Here is a 15,761-nt window from a genome sequence, read left to right as displayed (position 1 = left end):
AGCCAAGGAAAGCATGAGCAAATTCGTTCGCATCGATAAGGAAAACAACCCGAAGAAGGCCCAGCTGCTGAACCTGGACCTGGTGGCCTCGGTCGAGCTGTCGCCGCAGTCCGACCTGCTCAGCTCGGCTGACGAGAAGCGCGTCTACGCCAGCTGCCTGGCGAGCGACAAGACGGTCATTGCCACCGTCCACTTCGATACCGTCGAGGATGCGCACGCCTGGGTCAAGCAACATTTGGGCGTGCAGCTGTAATTGTTCGCGGCCAACCTGACAGCGGTCCCTAGGGTGGGCGGGGCCGCCGAGGCACAGGGTGCCCACTCGGAATGATGCTAATTGTTAGCTGAAAGTTTGTGCGAAGATCGTCATGTCCGTTAAGCGCTCACCTTGATCATGGTTCCGCGCGGGGTAATTGAGGCCAATGGCCGCAATCACGGCTTCACCACGGCGCGCCTCGGCGGCCCCGCCCACCCTACGAGCGGCCTCCCGCTTTTCGAAAACCTCAGGCCGGCAGTTTCTGTAGCGCCCGCTCCACCGTCGTCGCCAGCTCCGCCAGCGCAAACGGTTTGCGCAGCAGCATGTCCTCGGTAATGACCTGTTCGATCGCCTTCATGTCGGCGTAGCCCGTGGCGATGATCATCGGCACGTCCGGCAAGTGCTCGCGTGCGCGCTTCACCAGTTCCGCCCCCGTCATGCCCGGCATCAGGTAATCCGTGATGATCAGGTCGGGCCGCAGCTGGGTCAGCATGCGCAGTCCGGCTTCGCCGTCCGGCGCCTGTGCCACCGTGTGGCCGAGTGCCTCGAGCGATTCCACCACCGACTGACGGACGGAATCGTCGTCCTCGACCACCAGGATGCGTACCTGCGGTGGCGGCGCCGCATCCACGGCCGGCACCGGCGCTAAAGCGGTTTCTTCCCTGCAGCCGGCGGCGGGCAGCCAGATTTCCACCGTGGTGCCGCGTCCCGGTTCGCTCAGGATGCGCGCGGCGCCGCCCGATTGCTGGGCCATGCCATACACCTGGGACAAGCCCAGGCCCGTTCCCTTGCCCACGCCCTTGGTCGTGAAGAAGGGCTCGAACACGCGTGCCACCAGTTCCGGCGGCATGCCTTCGCCGCTGTCGACCACGGCGATGCGCACGTAGTTGCCGTCGGGCAGCAGGCCGGCCGGCGCTTTCGCCGCTCCCGCGTGGAAGGCCAGGCTGCCGCCGCCGGGCATGGCATCGCGCGCGTTGATGGCCAGGTTCAGCAGGGCCATTTCCATCTGGTTCGCGTCGGCCATCACGCCGCAGTCGGTCTCGGCGTCGAAATGCAGGGCGATGCTCGAGCCCAGCGACGCCGTCACCAGCTCGCGCACGCCCTCGAACAGCGTGCCGACGTCGATCGGGCGCAGGTCCGGGTCTGGTTGCGCGAGAAGGCCAGCAGCTGGCTGGTGAGCTTGGCGCCGCGCTGGCAGGCACGGCGTGCCACCTCGGCGCGCTGCCTGGCGATCTCGTCCTTCGACATCATGAGGATCAGGTCCATGCTGCCTTGCACGACGTTGAGCAGGTTGTTGAAGTCGTGGGCGATGCCGCCGGTCAGGCGCCCGATCGCTTCCATCTTCTGCAGCTGCACCATCGCCTGCTGCACCCGCTCGCGTTCGATGACTTCGTTCATCAGGCGGTCGTTGGCGCCGGCCAGCGCGCGGGTGCGTTCCTCGATGCGCAGTTCCAGCGTTTCGTTCAGCTGCACCAGCGCTTCCTGGCTCTGGCGCAGGCTGGCGGCGGTGCGTTCGCGGTCGGCCAGCACGTCGCGCGCCCGGTACTGGCGGCGCCGTGCGCGCAGGGCCGAGGCTGCCGCGCTGCGCAGGGTCTGGGCGTTGAGCGGGCGTTCCAGCAGGATCACGTTGCCGAGCTCGCCGATGCGCTCGCGGGCGCCGTTCGCAGCCAGGCCGATCGCTTTGCCCAGCAGAACGATGAAGGGGAAATCGGACCAGGGCGGCTGGCCGTCGAGCCAGGCGCGCAGGCGTCCCAGGTCGGCGCCATCGAGCGCTTCCTCGGCCACGATGGCAGCGCCGGCGCCAGCTTCGATGTGGGCCACGAACGCGTCGAAGCCGCTTGCCGTTTCGCAGGCGAAACCGTCGGGCCCCAGGACCGAACATATGACCTCGGCGTCGCGCCCGCGCGGCGCAAATACCAGCACGCGTTCTTCCAAGGTATTACTGGAGGTCATCGGCAGCGGTGGACATCATCGGCGTCGCGCCGCGGTAGCTCGGCAGGCCGGTGAGCACGCCCTCGAAGCCCACCAGCGCTTCGCCGATGCGCACGCCGTCCTCGCCGAGCTGCAGTTCGTGGATGGTCAGCGCGTGCGTCGCGGTGCGGCTCTTGATGACGGTAATGGCGCGGCGCAGGCGGCCGTTCGATTCGAAAAAGCGCATCAGGACCGTGGTGTCGGACAGGTAGCTCAGGTCGACATCGGTACGCACCTCGCCGATCAGGCCATGCTGGCCCAGCACGAGCACCGTCGTCACGCCCTGCTGGTTCAGGTAGGACAGCAGTTCGTGCATCTGCAGCGTCAGGTACTGCTCGCCCGGCATCGCCTGCTGGTAGGCATTCAGGCTGTCGATGACGATGAAGCGCACCGCGCCCTGCTCGACGGCGTCGCGCAGCATCTGGGCGAACTCGCCCGGCGACAGCTCGGCCGGATCGATATGGTGGATGCGCAGCTGGCCGGACTCGGCGTAGGGACGCAAATCCATGCCGAGCGCGGCGCTGCGCGCGAACAGCGTGCCCAGTCCCTCGTCGAACAGGTAGAGCGAGGCCTTCTCGCCGCGTTCCAGCGCTGCCAGCAGGCAGCGCACCGACAAGGTGGTCTTGCCGATGCCGGACGGCCCGACCATCAGGGTATTCGTGCCGCGCACCAGGCCGCCGCCGAGCAGGGCGTCGAAACTGCGCGATCCGCTGGGGCTGACGAGCGGCGCGAAGTCGCCCATGTGCTCGGACGCCACCAGGCGCGGGAACATGGTGATGCCGCCGGTGTCGAGGCTGTAGTCGTGGTAGCCGCCGCGGAAGCGGATGCCGCGCATCTTGACGATGTTGACGCGGCGGCGCTCCTTGCCGAATTCCTTGGCGATCTGTTCGAGGCTGATGACGCCGTGGGCGATGCTGTGCAGGTGCTGGTCGTTCTGCGCGGTCTTGTCGTCGAGCAGCAGCACGGTGCAGGCGCGGGAAGCGAAAAACTGCTTCAGGGCCAGGATCTGGCGCCGGTAACGCAAGGCGTTTTGCGCGAGCAGGCGCATTTCCGACATGCTGTCGAACACCACGCGCGCCGGCTTGATGCGGTCGACCTGGTCCATCACGTTGCGCGTCGTTTCGCCGAGCTCGACTTCCGAGGGGTGGAATACCGACTGCTGGGAATCCATGTCGAGCATGTCGTCGCTGGCCAGTTCATAGATTTCAAGCGCATCGAGCGACCAGCCGTGGCTGGCCGCCACCGCCCGCAATTCGGCCGCGGTTTCCGACAAGGTGATGTACAGGCCGCTTTCGCCCCGGGCCGCGCCGTCGAGCAGGAATTGCAGCCCGAGTGTGGTCTTGCCGGTGCCCGGCGTGCCTTCGACCAGGTAGACGCGCTGCGGCGTCAGGCCACCGCCCAGGATATCGTCGAGGCCGGCAATGCCGCTGGATATGCGTGGGCCGGTCAGGGCGACGGGGCGGGTGGAGGAATCGGAAGTCATGAAGCGGCCTATCGGTATATGCGGGGCAGCCGCGACCACGCTCCTGATGCGGGCGCCGTCGAGCCGACCGGTTGTGTGGCGCCCTATGCAAGGCGCAATAAATACCGATTATAGTGCGGTTCGAACGGAGTAGGCGCGTGCCATTGTGCAAGATCGCGCTGCAGGAAAATGCTCAGGCCGCTTCGATCCGGCTCAGGCGCTGGCCGTAGATGCCCCAGGTGACGTCCTGGCCGTCGACCTGGCCGCGCAGGACCCAGCCGGTGCCGATCTTCTCGACCGTGATCTCGGTCTTGAGTTCCTTGGCGACTTTTTCCGCCCACATGCGGGCGGCGCCCTGGCCCTTGAACATTTCCTGGCCCTGGTAGACAACGGTGGCGTCGAAGACGGGTGCGGCGAAGATACTCATGTTGTGACTCCCTGAAAGAAAAAAGCCCCGCCGGAGCGGGGCAGGGACCTTATTGAAGGGCCCGGATCGACTGCAGCACCGGCTGCAGCACGGCGGCACCCAGGCGTGCGCTGCGGGCGCCATCCCAGCCCACCTGCGGGTCCGGGTCGTTGGCGTTGTCCTTGAACGGCAGCTCGAGGGTCAGCGACAGGCAGCCGAAGGCGTGGGTGATGTGGGGCGAACCCATGGTCAGCGTCTCTTCGGTGTAGGGCGATTCGCCGTAGCCGTGCACGTCCTGGAAGTCGGGGCTGGCGATCTTGAAGTCGTCACTGAAACGCTTCTGCGCGGCGGCCTGCTCGGGCGTGAAGTTCGGCAGGGATTCGCTGCCGGCCACGAACACATACGGCAGGCCTTCGTCGCCATGCACGTCCAGGCACAGGTCGACGCCGGTTTCATGCATCTTCTGCTTGACCAGGAAGACTTCCGGGCTGCGCTCCATGGTGGGGTTGAGCCACTCGCGGTTCAGGTTGGCGCCGGCCGCATTCGTGCGCAGGTTGCCGCGCACCGAGCCGTCCGGGTTCATGTTCGGGACCACGTAGAACACCGTTTCGTTCAGCAGCTGGCGGCCAAACGGGTGGGCCGGATCGAGCAGGGCGTCGAGCATCCCTTCGACGAACCATTCCGCCATCGTCTCGCCCGGGTGCTGGCGCGCGATGACCCAGACTTTTTTCTTGCCTGCGCCGGGTTCGCCGATCACCAGCATGTTCAGGTCGCGGCCGTCGACGGTGGAGCCGAGGTCGAGCATGCGCACGTGCTCGCTCATCTGCGCGCGGTCGAGCAGCTCGAGATGGCGCTCCCACGAGTAGGGCTCGAAGTAGGCGTAGTAGACGCTGTCCATGCCCGGGGTGTGCTCGATCGTCAAGACCTGGCCGTCGAACGAGGTCGGCACGCGAAACCAGTTGATGCGGTCGTAGCTGGCCATCGCGTTGTAGTCTTCCCAGCCTTTTGGGTACGCTGCCTGGCCGGCGTTGAGCAGGCGGATCGTGCAGGGCTCACCTGCGGCGCCCTGCAGGCGGAAGTAGAACCACTGGGTGATGTCGGCGTGCGAGTCGGAGCGGATGTTCAGGTCGATGGCGTTCGCGCTCGTGGCGTTCACGATCTCGATGGCGCCGGCGTCGAACTGGCTGCTGATCTTGATAGACATGGGGTGTCCTGTGGATGGCAAGAAGTAAAGAAGAGATGATAACCGGTTTCGAATGTTGGAAAAGGGGTATGCAGCCTGATCGTCGTCGTATTCGCGTTGCCGATGACCAGCCGATGATACCGCGTGGGGCATTGAAGCCGGGGGCTTCAATGCGACTCCACCCTACGAAACCAGCGATACGTAGGGTGGGCTCTTGAGCCCACGCCGTCTCACCCGCTGATCGTTGGCGCACTCACCGCAATCCCCCAAACCGCTGATAGAACGCATCGTCCGCCGCCGGTGCCGTCGCATCCTCGCGCCGCAGCACCGCATCGATATGCAGCTCCGCCTGCGCGTACACGAGCAGATAAATCGCCCGCGCCACCTCGTACGCATCGGACCCCGGCCACGGCTGGGGCAGCAACTCGATCGGCAGCAGCGGATCGTGCAGCTGCAGGCGCCGGTACGCGTGAATCAAGAGCGAACGAATCGCGAAGGCCGCCTCCGGTGCCACGGCCGGCTCCTCGGCCAGCTGGGCCAGGAGCGGCGTGAACCCGTCGACGAAATCGCGATAGCTCTGCGCCACCGCGGTCAGGTTCCAGCCTTCGCCGACAAGCTCGCCCAGCGGACGCGAGCCAGCCTTGGGGAGTTCGCCGGCGTCGAGCACGAACACCTTGCCCTGCGCCCCGGTGCGCTCCAGGGGCATCATGCAGCGCCTCGGGAGCGGCCGCCGGGTGGGCCAGCATGCCCGGCCCCAGCATCGCAAAGCCTTCCCACTCGAGTTCTTTCCTCACCGCCGTGCGCAGGTCGCCATCGATGCTGCCGTTGGGCGCCAATACCAGCGTCCAGCGTCCATTCCAGTGCAGGCCGGGCGGGGCGTAGATGCGGCGGTCGGCGCGCTGGAAGCGCGGCAGCGAGGCGGCGTCGAAGGCGTAGCGGCTGCGCCGGTCTCGCGGCTGGCCGTCAGCCAGCCTTCCTGCACCAGGCGAAACACGCTGGTGCGCACCAGCCGGTCGGTGACGCCGAGCGGGGCCAGCAATTCGATCAGGCTGCCCAGCCAGGCGGCACCGCCGTGCGGCGCGATCGCGTCGCCCATCACCGTCATCACGAGCGACTTCGAGCGTGGTGGCTCAAGCGAGAGGAAGTGGCCGATCCACTCATGGCTGGTCAGTTGTTTCATGCAGATCCCGTCACTCCGCCTTGCTCAATATGATTCAAAATTTCGGTGTACATCTCGAATTCTGTATCGTATTATCTCCGGGTGATGTTTGCAACGGGAGACTGATATGTACGCGCAGATGGTGGAAACCGGGCTGAAAAAGGTCCAGACGCAGGAAGACATGAGTGCCGAGGAACAGGCATTCCAGGCCCGTATCGACGCGGGCGTGAAGATCGAGCCGAAGGACTGGATGCCCGAGGCTTACCGCAAGACGCTGATCCGCCAGATCTCCCAGCACGCGCACTCCGAGATCGTCGGCCAGCTGCCGGAAGGTAACTGGGTGACGCGCGCGCCGACCCTGAAGCGCAAGTCGGTGCTGCTGGCGAAGATCCAGGACGAAGCCGGCCACGGCCTCTACCTGTACAGCGCCGCCGAAACCCTGGGCGTCTCGCGCGACGAGCTGCTCGCCGCCCTGCATTCGGGCAAAGCCAAGTACTCGAGCATCTTCAACTATCCCACCCTGAGCTGGGCCGACATGGGCGCGATCGGCTGGCTGGTCGACGGTTCGGCCATCATCAACCAGATCCCGCTCTGCCGCTGCTCCTATGGCCCGTACTCGCGTGCCATGATCCGCGTCTGCAAGGAAGAGTCCTTCCACGCGCGCCAGGGCTACGACATCATGATGAGCCTGGCCAAGGGCACGCCCGAGCAGAGGGCGATGGCGCAGGATGCGCTGAACCGCTGGTGGTGGCCATCGCTCATGATGTTCGGCCCGTCGGACGCCGAATCGGTCAACAGCGCGCAGTCGACCCAGTGGCGCATCAAGCTGTTCTCGAACGACGAGCTGCGCCAGCGCATGGTCGACCAGACCGTGCCGCAAGCCGAATACCTCGGCCTCACGATTCCGGACCCGGACCTCAAGTGGAACGCCGAAACCGGCCACTACGAATTCGGCGAGATCGACTGGAGCGAATTCCACAACGTCCTCAAGGGCAACGGCCCCTGCAACCGCGAGCGCCTGCGCACGCGCGTAAAAGCCTGGGACGACGGCGAATGGTTCCGCGACGCGCTGGTAGCCCACGCCGACAAGCAAGCCGCCAAAAAAGCCGCCGCGTAAGAATCAATCCGCGGCAGAGATGCATCGTAGGGTGGGCACTCCGTGCCCACGCGGTGCAGCGCCTGCTTCGTCGAGCACGAAGCAGCATCGCCCGCGAACGTCAACAAAGTAGAACACCGGAGACAAGCATGAGCAAAGAATGGCCCCTGTGGGAAGTATTCATCCGCAGCCAGCACGGCCTCGCCCACAAGCACGTCGGCAGCCTGCACGCCCCTGACGCCGAAATGGCGATCAACAACGCCCGCGACGTCTACACGCGCCGCAACGAAGGCGTCTCGATCTGGGTCGTGCGCGCGCAGGACATCGTCGCTTCCAGCCCCTCGGACAAGGAAGCCCTGTTCGAGCCGGCCAACAGCAAGGTCTACCGCCACCCGACCTTCTTCCCGATGCCGGAAGAAGTGAAAAACCTGTGAGTGCGCAGTTAAAGGTGAACCTTATGGATGCCAAGATCGACTACCTCCTGCGCCAGGGCGACAACGCCCTGATCCTCTCGCAGCAGCTCTCCCAGTTGTGCGGCAAGGGCCCGGCGCTGGAAGAAGACATGGCGCTGACCAATGTCGCGCTCGACCTGCTCGGCCAGACCCGCATGTGGCTGACCTATGCCGGCGAACTCGAAGGGCAGGGACGCGACGAGGACAAGCTTGCCTTCCACCGCGACGCGCATCAGTACCGCAACGTCCTGCTGGTCGAGCAGCCCAACGGCAGCTACGCCGAGACCTTGATGCGCCAGTTCTTCTTCGATACCTGGCACTACTTCCTGATGCAGGGCCTGACCAGGTCGACTGACCCACGCATCGCCGAGATCGCGGAAAAATCGATCAAGGAAATCACTTACCACCTGCGCCGCAGCGGCGACCTGGTCGTGCGCCTCGGCGACGGCACCGACCTCAGTCACGCGAAGATGCAAGCGGCCGCCGCCGAGTTGTGGATGTACACCGGCGAAGTGTTCATTTATGACGCCGTCGACAACGCGATGGTGGAGCAGGGAATCGCCCCGGCCGTGGAAGGCCTGCGCGCCGCCTTCTTCGAGCACGTGGGCGACATCTTCGCGGAAGCGACCCTCACGATGCCGTCGCTGGACGCGTACATGCAGCGCGGCGGCAAACAGGGCCGCCACAGCGAACGCCTCGGCTACATCCTGGCCGAGATGCAGTTCCTGCAGCGCGCCTATCCCGGAGCGGAGTGGTAAGAGATGACCATGAGCGCGCAGCCCGTCACGGTCGACCAGGTCTGGACCTGGTTAGGGGAGGTGCCCGACCCCGAGATCCCCGTGATCTCGGTGGTGGACCTCGGCATCGTGCGCGATGTCGCGTTCATCGATGACGCGTGCGTCGTCACGATCACGCCCACCTATTCGGGCTGTCCGGCGATGCAGGTCATCAGCGACGCGGTCGGCGAAGCCTTGCGCGCGCACGGCCTGGACAAGCTGCGCATCGTGACCCGGCTCTCTCCTGCCTGGACCACCGACTGGATGAGCGAGTCCGGCAAGGCTGCACTGAAAGGCTACGGCATCGCGCCACCCGTGCAGCAGGCGATCGACATCTCCGGCCTGCGCGGTGGAGTGAAACGTGCAGCCTTCAAGGAACCCGAAGTCGCCTGCCCGCACTGTGGTTCGCTCCACACCCAGCTCACCAGCCAGTTCGGCTCGACCCCGTGCAAGGCGCTCTATAAATGCCTGGACTGCCGCGAGCCTTTCGACTATTTCAAGTGCCACTAGTGCAAATGAGCCCAACAGTATGAGCAAATTCTATCCACTGACGGTCGCGAAAGTAAAACACGAGACGCGCGACGCCGTGTCCGTTACCTTCGCCGTCCCGCCCGAACTGAAACCCACCTTCGCCTACCAGCAGGGCCAGCACCTGACCCTGCGCGCGATGATCGACGGCGAAGACGTGCGCCGCTCCTACTCCATCTGCTCGGCCGTGCAGGACGAGCAGCTGCGCGTGGCGATCAAGAAGACGCCCGGCGGGCTGTTTTCGAACTGGGCCAACGAGCAGCTGGCACCCGGCACCACGCTGGAAGTCATGCCGCCAATGGGCCACTTCAACGTGCCGCTCGATGCGAACAGCGAGCGCCACTACCTCGCCTTTGCCGCCGGCAGCGGCATCACGCCCATCCTGTCGATCATCAAGACCACCCTGCTGGCCGAGCCGAAGAGCCGTTTTACCCTCGTCTACGGCAACCGTGCCTCATCAAGCGTCATCTTCCGCGATGAATTGACCGACCTGAAGGACCAGTACATGGGGCGCCTGAAGCTCGTGTACGTGATGAGCCGCGAGCAGCAGGACATCGAACTCTTCAACGGCCGCATCACCGGAGAGAAGTGCAGCGCCTTCCTGAAGCACTGGATTGCCGTCGAAGATATCGACATCGCCTTCATCTGCGGCCCGGAAGACATGATGCATGGCGTGTCCAAATCCTTGCAGGACGCCGGCATGGCCAAGGAAAAGATCCGCATCGAGCTGTTCGCCGCCAGCATCCCGAAGCACGAGCACAAGCCACGCAAGATCGAGGCCGGCGCCGCCCACCAGACCGAAGTCACCGTCATCATGGACGGCAGCGCCGCCAGCTTCACGATGGACAAGGACAAGGAATCGATCCTCGACGCCGGCCTGCGCGCCGGTATCGACATGCGCTACTCCTGCAAGGGCGGCGTCTGCTCCACCTGCCGCTGCAAGGTTGCCGAGGGCAAGGTCGAGATGGACGTGAACTACGCGCTGGAAGACTACGAGGTCGCGCGCGGTTTCGTGCTGTCCTGCCAGGCCTTCCCGATCACGGACAAGGTTGTGGTCGACTTCGACCAGCACGAATAAACAAGAACAAGGGAGACACGAATGAGCTACGAATCGATCCTCTTCAAGATCGAGAACGGCGTTGCCGTCCTCACCCTGAACCGCCCCGACCGCCTCAACAGCTTCACCCAGGCCATGCACCTGGAAGTGCGCGACGCCTTGAACACGCTGCAGGCCGATAAATCGGTGCGCGTGCTGGTACTGACCGGCGCCGGCCGCGGTTTCTGCGCCGGCCAGGACCTGGCCGACCGCGCCGTCGCACCGGGCGGCGCGGCCGTGGACCCGGGCGACTCGGTCGAAAAAATTCTATGCGCCGCTGGTGATGACGCTGCGTAGTCTGCCCATGCCGGTGATCTGCGCCGTGAACGGCGTGGCCGCCGGCGCCGGCGCCAACCTGGCGCTGGCCTGCGACATCGTGCTGGCCGCCAAATCGGCCAGTTTCATCGAAGCCTTCTGCAAGCTCGGTCTGATTCCCGACACGGGCGGTACCTGGCACCTGCCGCGCCTGATCGGCCACGCGCGCGCCACGGGCCTGGCCATGCTGGGCGAGAAACTCAGCGCCGAAAAGGCGGAAGAATGGGGCCTGATCTGGCGCTGCGTGCCGGACGAGGCGCTGATGGACGAAGCGCTGGCCATGGCCGAGCACTTCGCCAGCGCGCCGACGAAAGGCCTGGCCTTCACCAAGAAAGCGCTGCAAGCGAGCTACGCGAACACGCTGCCGGACCAGCTGAAGCTGGAAGGCGAGATGATGCGCGAACTGGGTTACAGTCACGACTACCGCGAGGGCGTCGCCGCTTTCATCGGCAAACGCCCGGCGCAGTTCAAGGGGGAATGATGACGGCACTCGAAAAAGACGCCATCGTCGCCGTGATCGGCAGCGGCGCCATGGGCTCCGGTATTGCCCAGATCGCGGCCGCAAGCGGCCATCCGGTGCGCCTGTTCGATACGCGCCCGGAGGCAGCGGCGAAGGCGATTCAGGAGATCGGCAAGGTCTACGCCAAGCTGGTCGACAAGGGCCGCATGGGCGCGCCTGAGGCCGACCTCGCGCGTGAACGCCTGCAGGCGGTCGATTCGCTGGACGGCGTGAAGGATGCCGCCCTCGTCGTGGAAGCCATCGTCGAAAACCTCGACGCCAAGCGCAAGCTGTTTACTGACCTGGAAGGCATCGTCGGCGACGACTGCATCCTGGCGACGAATACCTCCTCGATCTCGGTCACCGCCATTGCCGCGCCTTTGAGCAAGCCCGAGCGCCTGGTCGGCATGCACTTCTTTAACCCGGTGCCCTTGATGGCGCTGGTGGAAGTGGTCAGCGGTCTCGCGACCGGGAAACGCGTGGCCGATACGGTCTACGCCACGGCGCAAGCCTGGGGCAAGGAGCCGGTGCACGCCACCTCCACGCCCGGCTTCATCGTCAACCGCGTGGCCCGTCCGTATTACGCGGAAGCGCTGCGCCTGCTGCAGGAAGGGGCAGCCGATGCGCCCACGCTCGACGCCGTGATGCGCGACTGCGGCGGTTTCCGCATGGGGCCTTTCGAGTTGATGGACCTGATCGGCCACGACGTCAATTTCTCGGTGACGCAGTCGGTGCACGCCGCCTATTTCGGCGACCCGCGCTTCACGCCCTCGACGCTGCAGCAGGAACTGGTGAACGCCGGCTTCCTCGGCCGCAAGACGGGACGCGGTTTCTATCGCTACGGCGACGATGCCGCCAAGCCGGTGGCGCAGGTGGAAGCCGCACGTCCACGCCCGAACGCGGTCGGCATCAGCGTCGCGCGCGAAATCACGCAGAGCGTGCTCGCCGATGGAAGCGCGCCTGCTTGGTGCCGGCTTCACGGTCGCGCACCGCGAGCCGCTTGCCGGGGCCGAGAAGCACGAAGCCCCGGCCTTCCATTGCCACGGTGCCGCGATTTTCCTGACCGACGGTCGCAGCGCCACCGAGCGCGCCGCCGCCAACAGCCATCCGAACACGGTCGTCTACGACCTGCTGCTGGATCACGCCAGGGCCACGCGCATCGCGCTGGCACGCGCGGACCAGTGCAGTGACGAGGCCTACGATGCCGTCGTCGGCCTGTTCCGTGCGGCCGGCTTCGAGGTCGTGCGCCTGGACGACGTCCCCGGCATGGCCGTGATGCGTACCGTCGCCATGCTGGCCAACGAGGCGGCCGATGCCGTCAACCGGGGCGTGTGCAGCGCGCGCGCGGTCGACATCGCCATGCAGAAGGGCGTGAACTATCCGCGCGGCCCGCTGGCCTGGGCGGACAGCGTCGGCATCGATCACATCGTGTCGGTGCTGGGCAATCTTGCGGCCACCTACGGCGAAGACCGCTACCGCGTGTCGCCACTGCTGCGCCGCAAGCTGGCCGCTGGCGGGGCAGGAGCGCGCTTCCATGCCTGACGATATCCAGCACAACCCGCAGGCGCTGGCCGAACTGGCCGGCAAGACCATGTACGAGCGCGACCCCGCCAGCCAGGCGCTGGGCATGACGCTCGACGCCATCCGTCCGGGTTACGCGCGCATGCGCATGCGGGTGCGTGCCGACATGCTCAACGGGCATGCGACCTGCCACGGCGGCTTCATCTTCATGCTGGCCGATTCCGCCTTTGCCTTCGCCTGCAACTCGCACAATTTCAACACGGTCGGCGCCGGCTGCACGATCGACTACCTGGCCCCTGGACGCGAGGGCGACGTCCTGGTGGCCGAGGCGGTCGAGCAGGCGCTCTCCGGCAAGACCGGCGTCTACGACGTCACCGTGACGAACGGGGAAGGGCGCGTCCTCGCGCTTTTCCGCGGCAAGTCGCACCGCGTGAGCGGGATGGTGGCCGAAGTGACGACTTAGTCGCCGGCTGGCGACCCCACCCAACGCTGAGAAGGAGGTCCGGAATGGTCCAACGTCATCCATCGCCTGGCGACCTGGAGCCGATCGAGCGCGCCAGCCGCGACGAGCTGCAGGCGCTGCAGCTCGAACGCCTGCGCTGGTCGCTGCGCCACGCCTACGAGAACGTGCCGCACTACCGGCGCGCGTTCGACGGGGCCGGCGTGCATCCCGACGACCTGAAAACGCTGGCCGACCTGGCGAAATTCCCTTTCACCGAAAAGAAGACCCTGCGCGACAATTATCCGTTCGGTCTCTTTGCGGTACCGCGCGAGCAGGTCGTGCGGGTGCACGCCTCGTCCGGCACCACCGGGCGCCCGACCGTGGTCGGCTACACGAAGAAGGACATCGACACCTGGGCCGACGTGGTCGCGCGCTCGATCCGCGCCGCCGGCGGCCGCCCTGGCGACATGGTGCATGTGGCCTACGGCTATGGACTCTTCACCGGCGGCCTCGGTGCCCACTACGGCGCCGAGCGCCTGGGCTGCACCGTGGTGCCGATGTCGGGCGGGCAAACTGAAAAGCAGGTGCAGCTGATCACCGACTTCCAGCCGGCGATCATCATGGTCACGCCCTCGTACATGCTCAATATCGTCGAGGAGTTCAAGCGCCAGGGGATGGATCCGCGCGAGTCTTCGCTGAAGGTGGGCATCTTTGGCGCCGAACCCTGGACCGATGCCATGCGCGCCAATATCGAAGCGGCGGCCGGCATCGACGCCGTCGACATCTACGGCCTGTCCGAAGTGATGGGCCCGGGCGTGGCCAGCGAGTGCATCGAGAGCAAGGACGGCCCTGTCGTCTGGGAAGACCATTTCTACCCCGAGATCATCGACCCCGACACCGGCGAGGTGCTGCCCGACGGCGAAGAGGGGGAGCTGGTCTTCACCTCGCTGACGAAAGAAGCGCTGCCCATCATCCGCTACCGCACGCGTGACCTGACGCGCCTGCTGCCGCCGACCTCGCGTTCGATGCGGCGCATGGGCAGGATTACCGGCCGCTCGGACGACATGCTGATCATCCGCGGCGTGAACGTCTTCCCCAGCCAGATCGAGGAACTGATCCTGAAAATGCCGGCGCTGGCGCCGCAATACCAGCTGGTGGTGACGCGCGACGGCCACCTCGATTGTCTCGAGGTGCTGGGCGAACTGGTCGAAAGCGCGTCTGCCGATACCATCAATGCTTTGAGCGCCGAACTCCAGCATGCAATCAAGACCTATGTCGGCGTGAGCACCAAGGTGAAGCTGATGCCGCCGATGGGCATCGAGCGCACCCTGACCGGCAAGGCCCGGCGCGTGGTCGACAAGCGACCCAAGAATAACTAACGAGGAGATTCAACCATGATCGACGCATTCATCTGCGACGCCATCCGCACCCCCTTCGGCCGCTACGGCGGCGCACTCGCCAGCGTGCGTGCAGACGACCTGGCCGCGCTGCCGATTGCCGCCCTCATCGAACGCAACAAGGGCGTCGACTGGGCCATGGTCGACGATTTGTACTGGGGCTGCGCCAACCAGGCGGGCGAGGACAACCGCAACGTCGGCCACATGGCGGGCCTGCTGGCCGGCCTGCCGCCCGAGGTGCCGGGCAATACGATTAATCGCCTGTGCGGCTCCAGCCTGGACGCGGTCGGCCTGGCCGGCCGTGCGATCCGCTCGGGCGAAGCGAACCTGATCATCGCCGGCGGCTCCGAGAGCATGACGCGCGCGCCTTTCGTGATGGGCAAGGCCGATTCCGCTTTCTCGCGCGCGGCCAAGATCGAGGACACCACGATTGGCTGGCGTTTCGTCAACCCGCTGATGAAGGCGAAGTACGGCATCGACTCGATGCCGGAAACGGCGGAGAACGTGGCGCGTGACTTCAACGTCAACCGCGCCGACCAGGACGCCTTTGCCATCCGCAGCCAGCAGCGCTGGGCCCGCGCCAACGCTGCCGGCGTGTTCAAGGACGAGATCGTGCACGTGACGCTGCATTCGAAGAAGGGGGATTCGAAGGTGTTCGACACCGACGAGCATCCGCGTCCGGACACGACCATCGAAGCGCTGGCGAAACTGAAGGGCGTCGTCACGCCCGACGGCACCGTCACCGCCGGTAACGCCTCGGGCGTGAACGACGGTGCCTGCGCCTTGCTGATCGCCTCCGGCGCCGCTGCCGAACGTTTCGGCCTCACGCCGCGCGCGCGCATCGTCGGCATGGCCACCGCCGGCCTGGCGCCGCGCATTATGGGCTTCGGCCCCTCGCCGGCGACGAAAAAGGTGCTGGCGCAGACGGGTCTCACCATCGGCCAGATGGACGTGATCGAACTGAACGAAGCCTTTGCCGCGCAAGGCCTGGCCGTGATGCGCGACCTGGGCCTGGCCGACGACGCCGAGCACGTGAACACGAATGGCGGCGCGATCGCGCTGGGCCACCCGCTGGGTGCATCCGGTGCGCGCCTGGTCACGCACGCGGTCTACCAGCTGCAGCGCACCGGCGGACGCTACGCGCTGTGCACGATGTGCATCGGCGTCGGCCAGGGCATCGCCCTGATCATCGAGCGGGTCTAAGC

14 protein-coding genes and 3 pseudogenes are annotated in these 15,761 nt (G+C 65.8%); 11 read left to right on the top strand and 6 right to left on the bottom strand.

The window, feature by feature from the left end; genetic code table 11:
• Positions 1 to 13: 13 nt before the first annotated feature.
• Positions 14 to 253 (top strand): hypothetical protein, encoded by a 240-nt coding sequence (locus tag G4G31_RS00990; protein ID WP_182989921.1) that lies wholly within the window; start codon positions 14 to 16, stop codon positions 251 to 253.
• 247 nt (positions 254 to 500) lie between these two features.
• Here G4G31_RS00990 and G4G31_RS00985 read toward each other — a convergent pair.
• The 6 genes and pseudogenes from G4G31_RS00985 to G4G31_RS27935 all read right to left on the bottom strand — a co-directional run bounded on the left by G4G31_RS00985 (position 501) and on the right by G4G31_RS27935 (position 6,455).
• A pseudogene (locus tag G4G31_RS00985) lies at positions 501 to 2,206 on the bottom strand (response regulator).
• A complete protein-coding gene (locus G4G31_RS00980) occupies positions 2,193 to 3,707 on the bottom strand; it encodes an ATPase domain-containing protein (protein ID WP_182989920.1) in 1,515 nt (504 codons plus the stop codon). The pseudogene G4G31_RS00985 and the gene G4G31_RS00980 overlap by 14 nt, the downstream one beginning before the upstream one ends.
• Positions 3,708 to 3,879: 172 nt before the next feature.
• Positions 3,880 to 4,113, bottom strand: coding sequence for a hypothetical protein (locus G4G31_RS00975; protein WP_182989919.1), 234 nt, complete (start codon positions 4,111 to 4,113; stop codon positions 3,880 to 3,882).
• Between the two features lie 49 nt (positions 4,114 to 4,162).
• Positions 4,163 to 5,296: a carboxypeptidase family protein gene (locus tag G4G31_RS00970; protein ID WP_182989918.1), complete on the bottom strand. Its 1,134-nt coding sequence runs from the start codon at positions 5,294 to 5,296 to the stop codon at positions 4,163 to 4,165.
• A gap of 232 nt (positions 5,297 to 5,528) precedes the next feature.
• Positions 5,529 to 5,984: a PaaX family transcriptional regulator C-terminal domain-containing protein gene (locus tag G4G31_RS27940; RefSeq protein WP_308621987.1), complete on the bottom strand. Its 456-nt coding sequence runs from the start codon at positions 5,982 to 5,984 to the stop codon at positions 5,529 to 5,531.
• An 81-nt stretch (positions 5,985 to 6,065) separates the two neighbouring features.
• Positions 6,066 to 6,455 carry a hypothetical protein gene (locus G4G31_RS27935; RefSeq protein ID WP_308621985.1) on the bottom strand — a complete coding sequence of 130 codons (390 nt, stop codon included), beginning with the start codon at positions 6,453 to 6,455 and terminating at the stop codon, positions 6,066 to 6,068.
• A 106-nt stretch (positions 6,456 to 6,561) separates the two neighbouring features.
• Here G4G31_RS27935 and paaA point away from each other — a divergent pair, with 106 nt between their 5' ends.
• From paaA to pcaF, 10 genes and pseudogenes are all read left to right on the top strand, one after another.
• Positions 6,562 to 7,551 carry a 1,2-phenylacetyl-CoA epoxidase subunit PaaA gene (paaA, locus tag G4G31_RS00960; protein WP_182989917.1) on the top strand — a complete coding sequence of 330 codons (990 nt, stop codon included), beginning with the start codon at positions 6,562 to 6,564 and terminating at the stop codon, positions 7,549 to 7,551.
• Between the two features lie 128 nt (positions 7,552 to 7,679).
• A complete protein-coding gene (gene paaB, locus G4G31_RS00955; RefSeq protein ID WP_159701094.1) occupies positions 7,680 to 7,964 on the top strand; it encodes a 1,2-phenylacetyl-CoA epoxidase subunit PaaB in 285 nt (94 codons plus the stop codon).
• Positions 7,965 to 7,987: 23 nt separating this feature from the next.
• Positions 7,988 to 8,740, top strand: a complete 753-nt coding sequence (gene paaC, locus G4G31_RS00950) for a 1,2-phenylacetyl-CoA epoxidase subunit PaaC (protein WP_182989916.1) — start codon at positions 7,988 to 7,990, stop codon at positions 8,738 to 8,740.
• Between the two features lie 9 nt (positions 8,741 to 8,749).
• Positions 8,750 to 9,268 carry a 1,2-phenylacetyl-CoA epoxidase subunit PaaD gene (gene paaD / locus G4G31_RS00945; RefSeq protein ID WP_182989915.1) on the top strand — a complete coding sequence of 173 codons (519 nt, stop codon included), beginning with the start codon at positions 8,750 to 8,752 and terminating at the stop codon, positions 9,266 to 9,268.
• Positions 9,269 to 9,287: 19 nt separating this feature from the next.
• Positions 9,288 to 10,364 (top strand): 1,2-phenylacetyl-CoA epoxidase subunit PaaE, encoded by a 1,077-nt coding sequence (gene paaE / locus G4G31_RS00940; RefSeq protein ID WP_182989914.1) that lies wholly within the window; start codon positions 9,288 to 9,290, stop codon positions 10,362 to 10,364.
• Between the two features lie 21 nt (positions 10,365 to 10,385).
• A pseudogene (paaG, locus tag G4G31_RS00935) lies at positions 10,386 to 11,178 on the top strand (2-(1,2-epoxy-1,2-dihydrophenyl)acetyl-CoA isomerase PaaG).
• Positions 11,178 to 12,738 (top strand): annotated as a pseudogene (gene paaH, locus G4G31_RS00930) (3-hydroxyacyl-CoA dehydrogenase PaaH). Before paaG ends, paaH begins: the two co-directional pseudogenes overlap by 1 nt.
• On the top strand, positions 12,731 to 13,180 hold the full coding sequence (paaI, locus tag G4G31_RS00920; RefSeq protein WP_182989911.1) for a hydroxyphenylacetyl-CoA thioesterase PaaI: 450 nt from the start codon (positions 12,731 to 12,733) through the stop codon (positions 13,178 to 13,180). Before paaH ends, paaI begins: the two are co-directional and overlap by 8 nt.
• Before the next feature lie 44 nt (positions 13,181 to 13,224).
• Positions 13,225 to 14,538 carry a phenylacetate--CoA ligase PaaK gene (paaK, locus tag G4G31_RS00915; protein ID WP_182989910.1) on the top strand — a complete coding sequence of 438 codons (1,314 nt, stop codon included), beginning with the start codon at positions 13,225 to 13,227 and terminating at the stop codon, positions 14,536 to 14,538.
• A 15-nt stretch (positions 14,539 to 14,553) separates the two neighbouring features.
• Positions 14,554 to 15,759 (top strand): 3-oxoadipyl-CoA thiolase, encoded by a 1,206-nt coding sequence (gene pcaF / locus G4G31_RS00910; protein ID WP_182989909.1) that lies wholly within the window; start codon positions 14,554 to 14,556, stop codon positions 15,757 to 15,759.
• The last annotated feature ends 2 nt before the right edge of the window (positions 15,760 to 15,761 follow it).

It is taken from the genome of Massilia sp. Se16.2.3, assembly GCF_014171595.1.
GTDB lineage: Bacteria > Pseudomonadota > Gammaproteobacteria > Burkholderiales > Burkholderiaceae_D > Telluria.
Note: the sequence above shows the minus strand (reverse complement) of the source record. Positions and strands in the feature narration are given on the sequence as shown.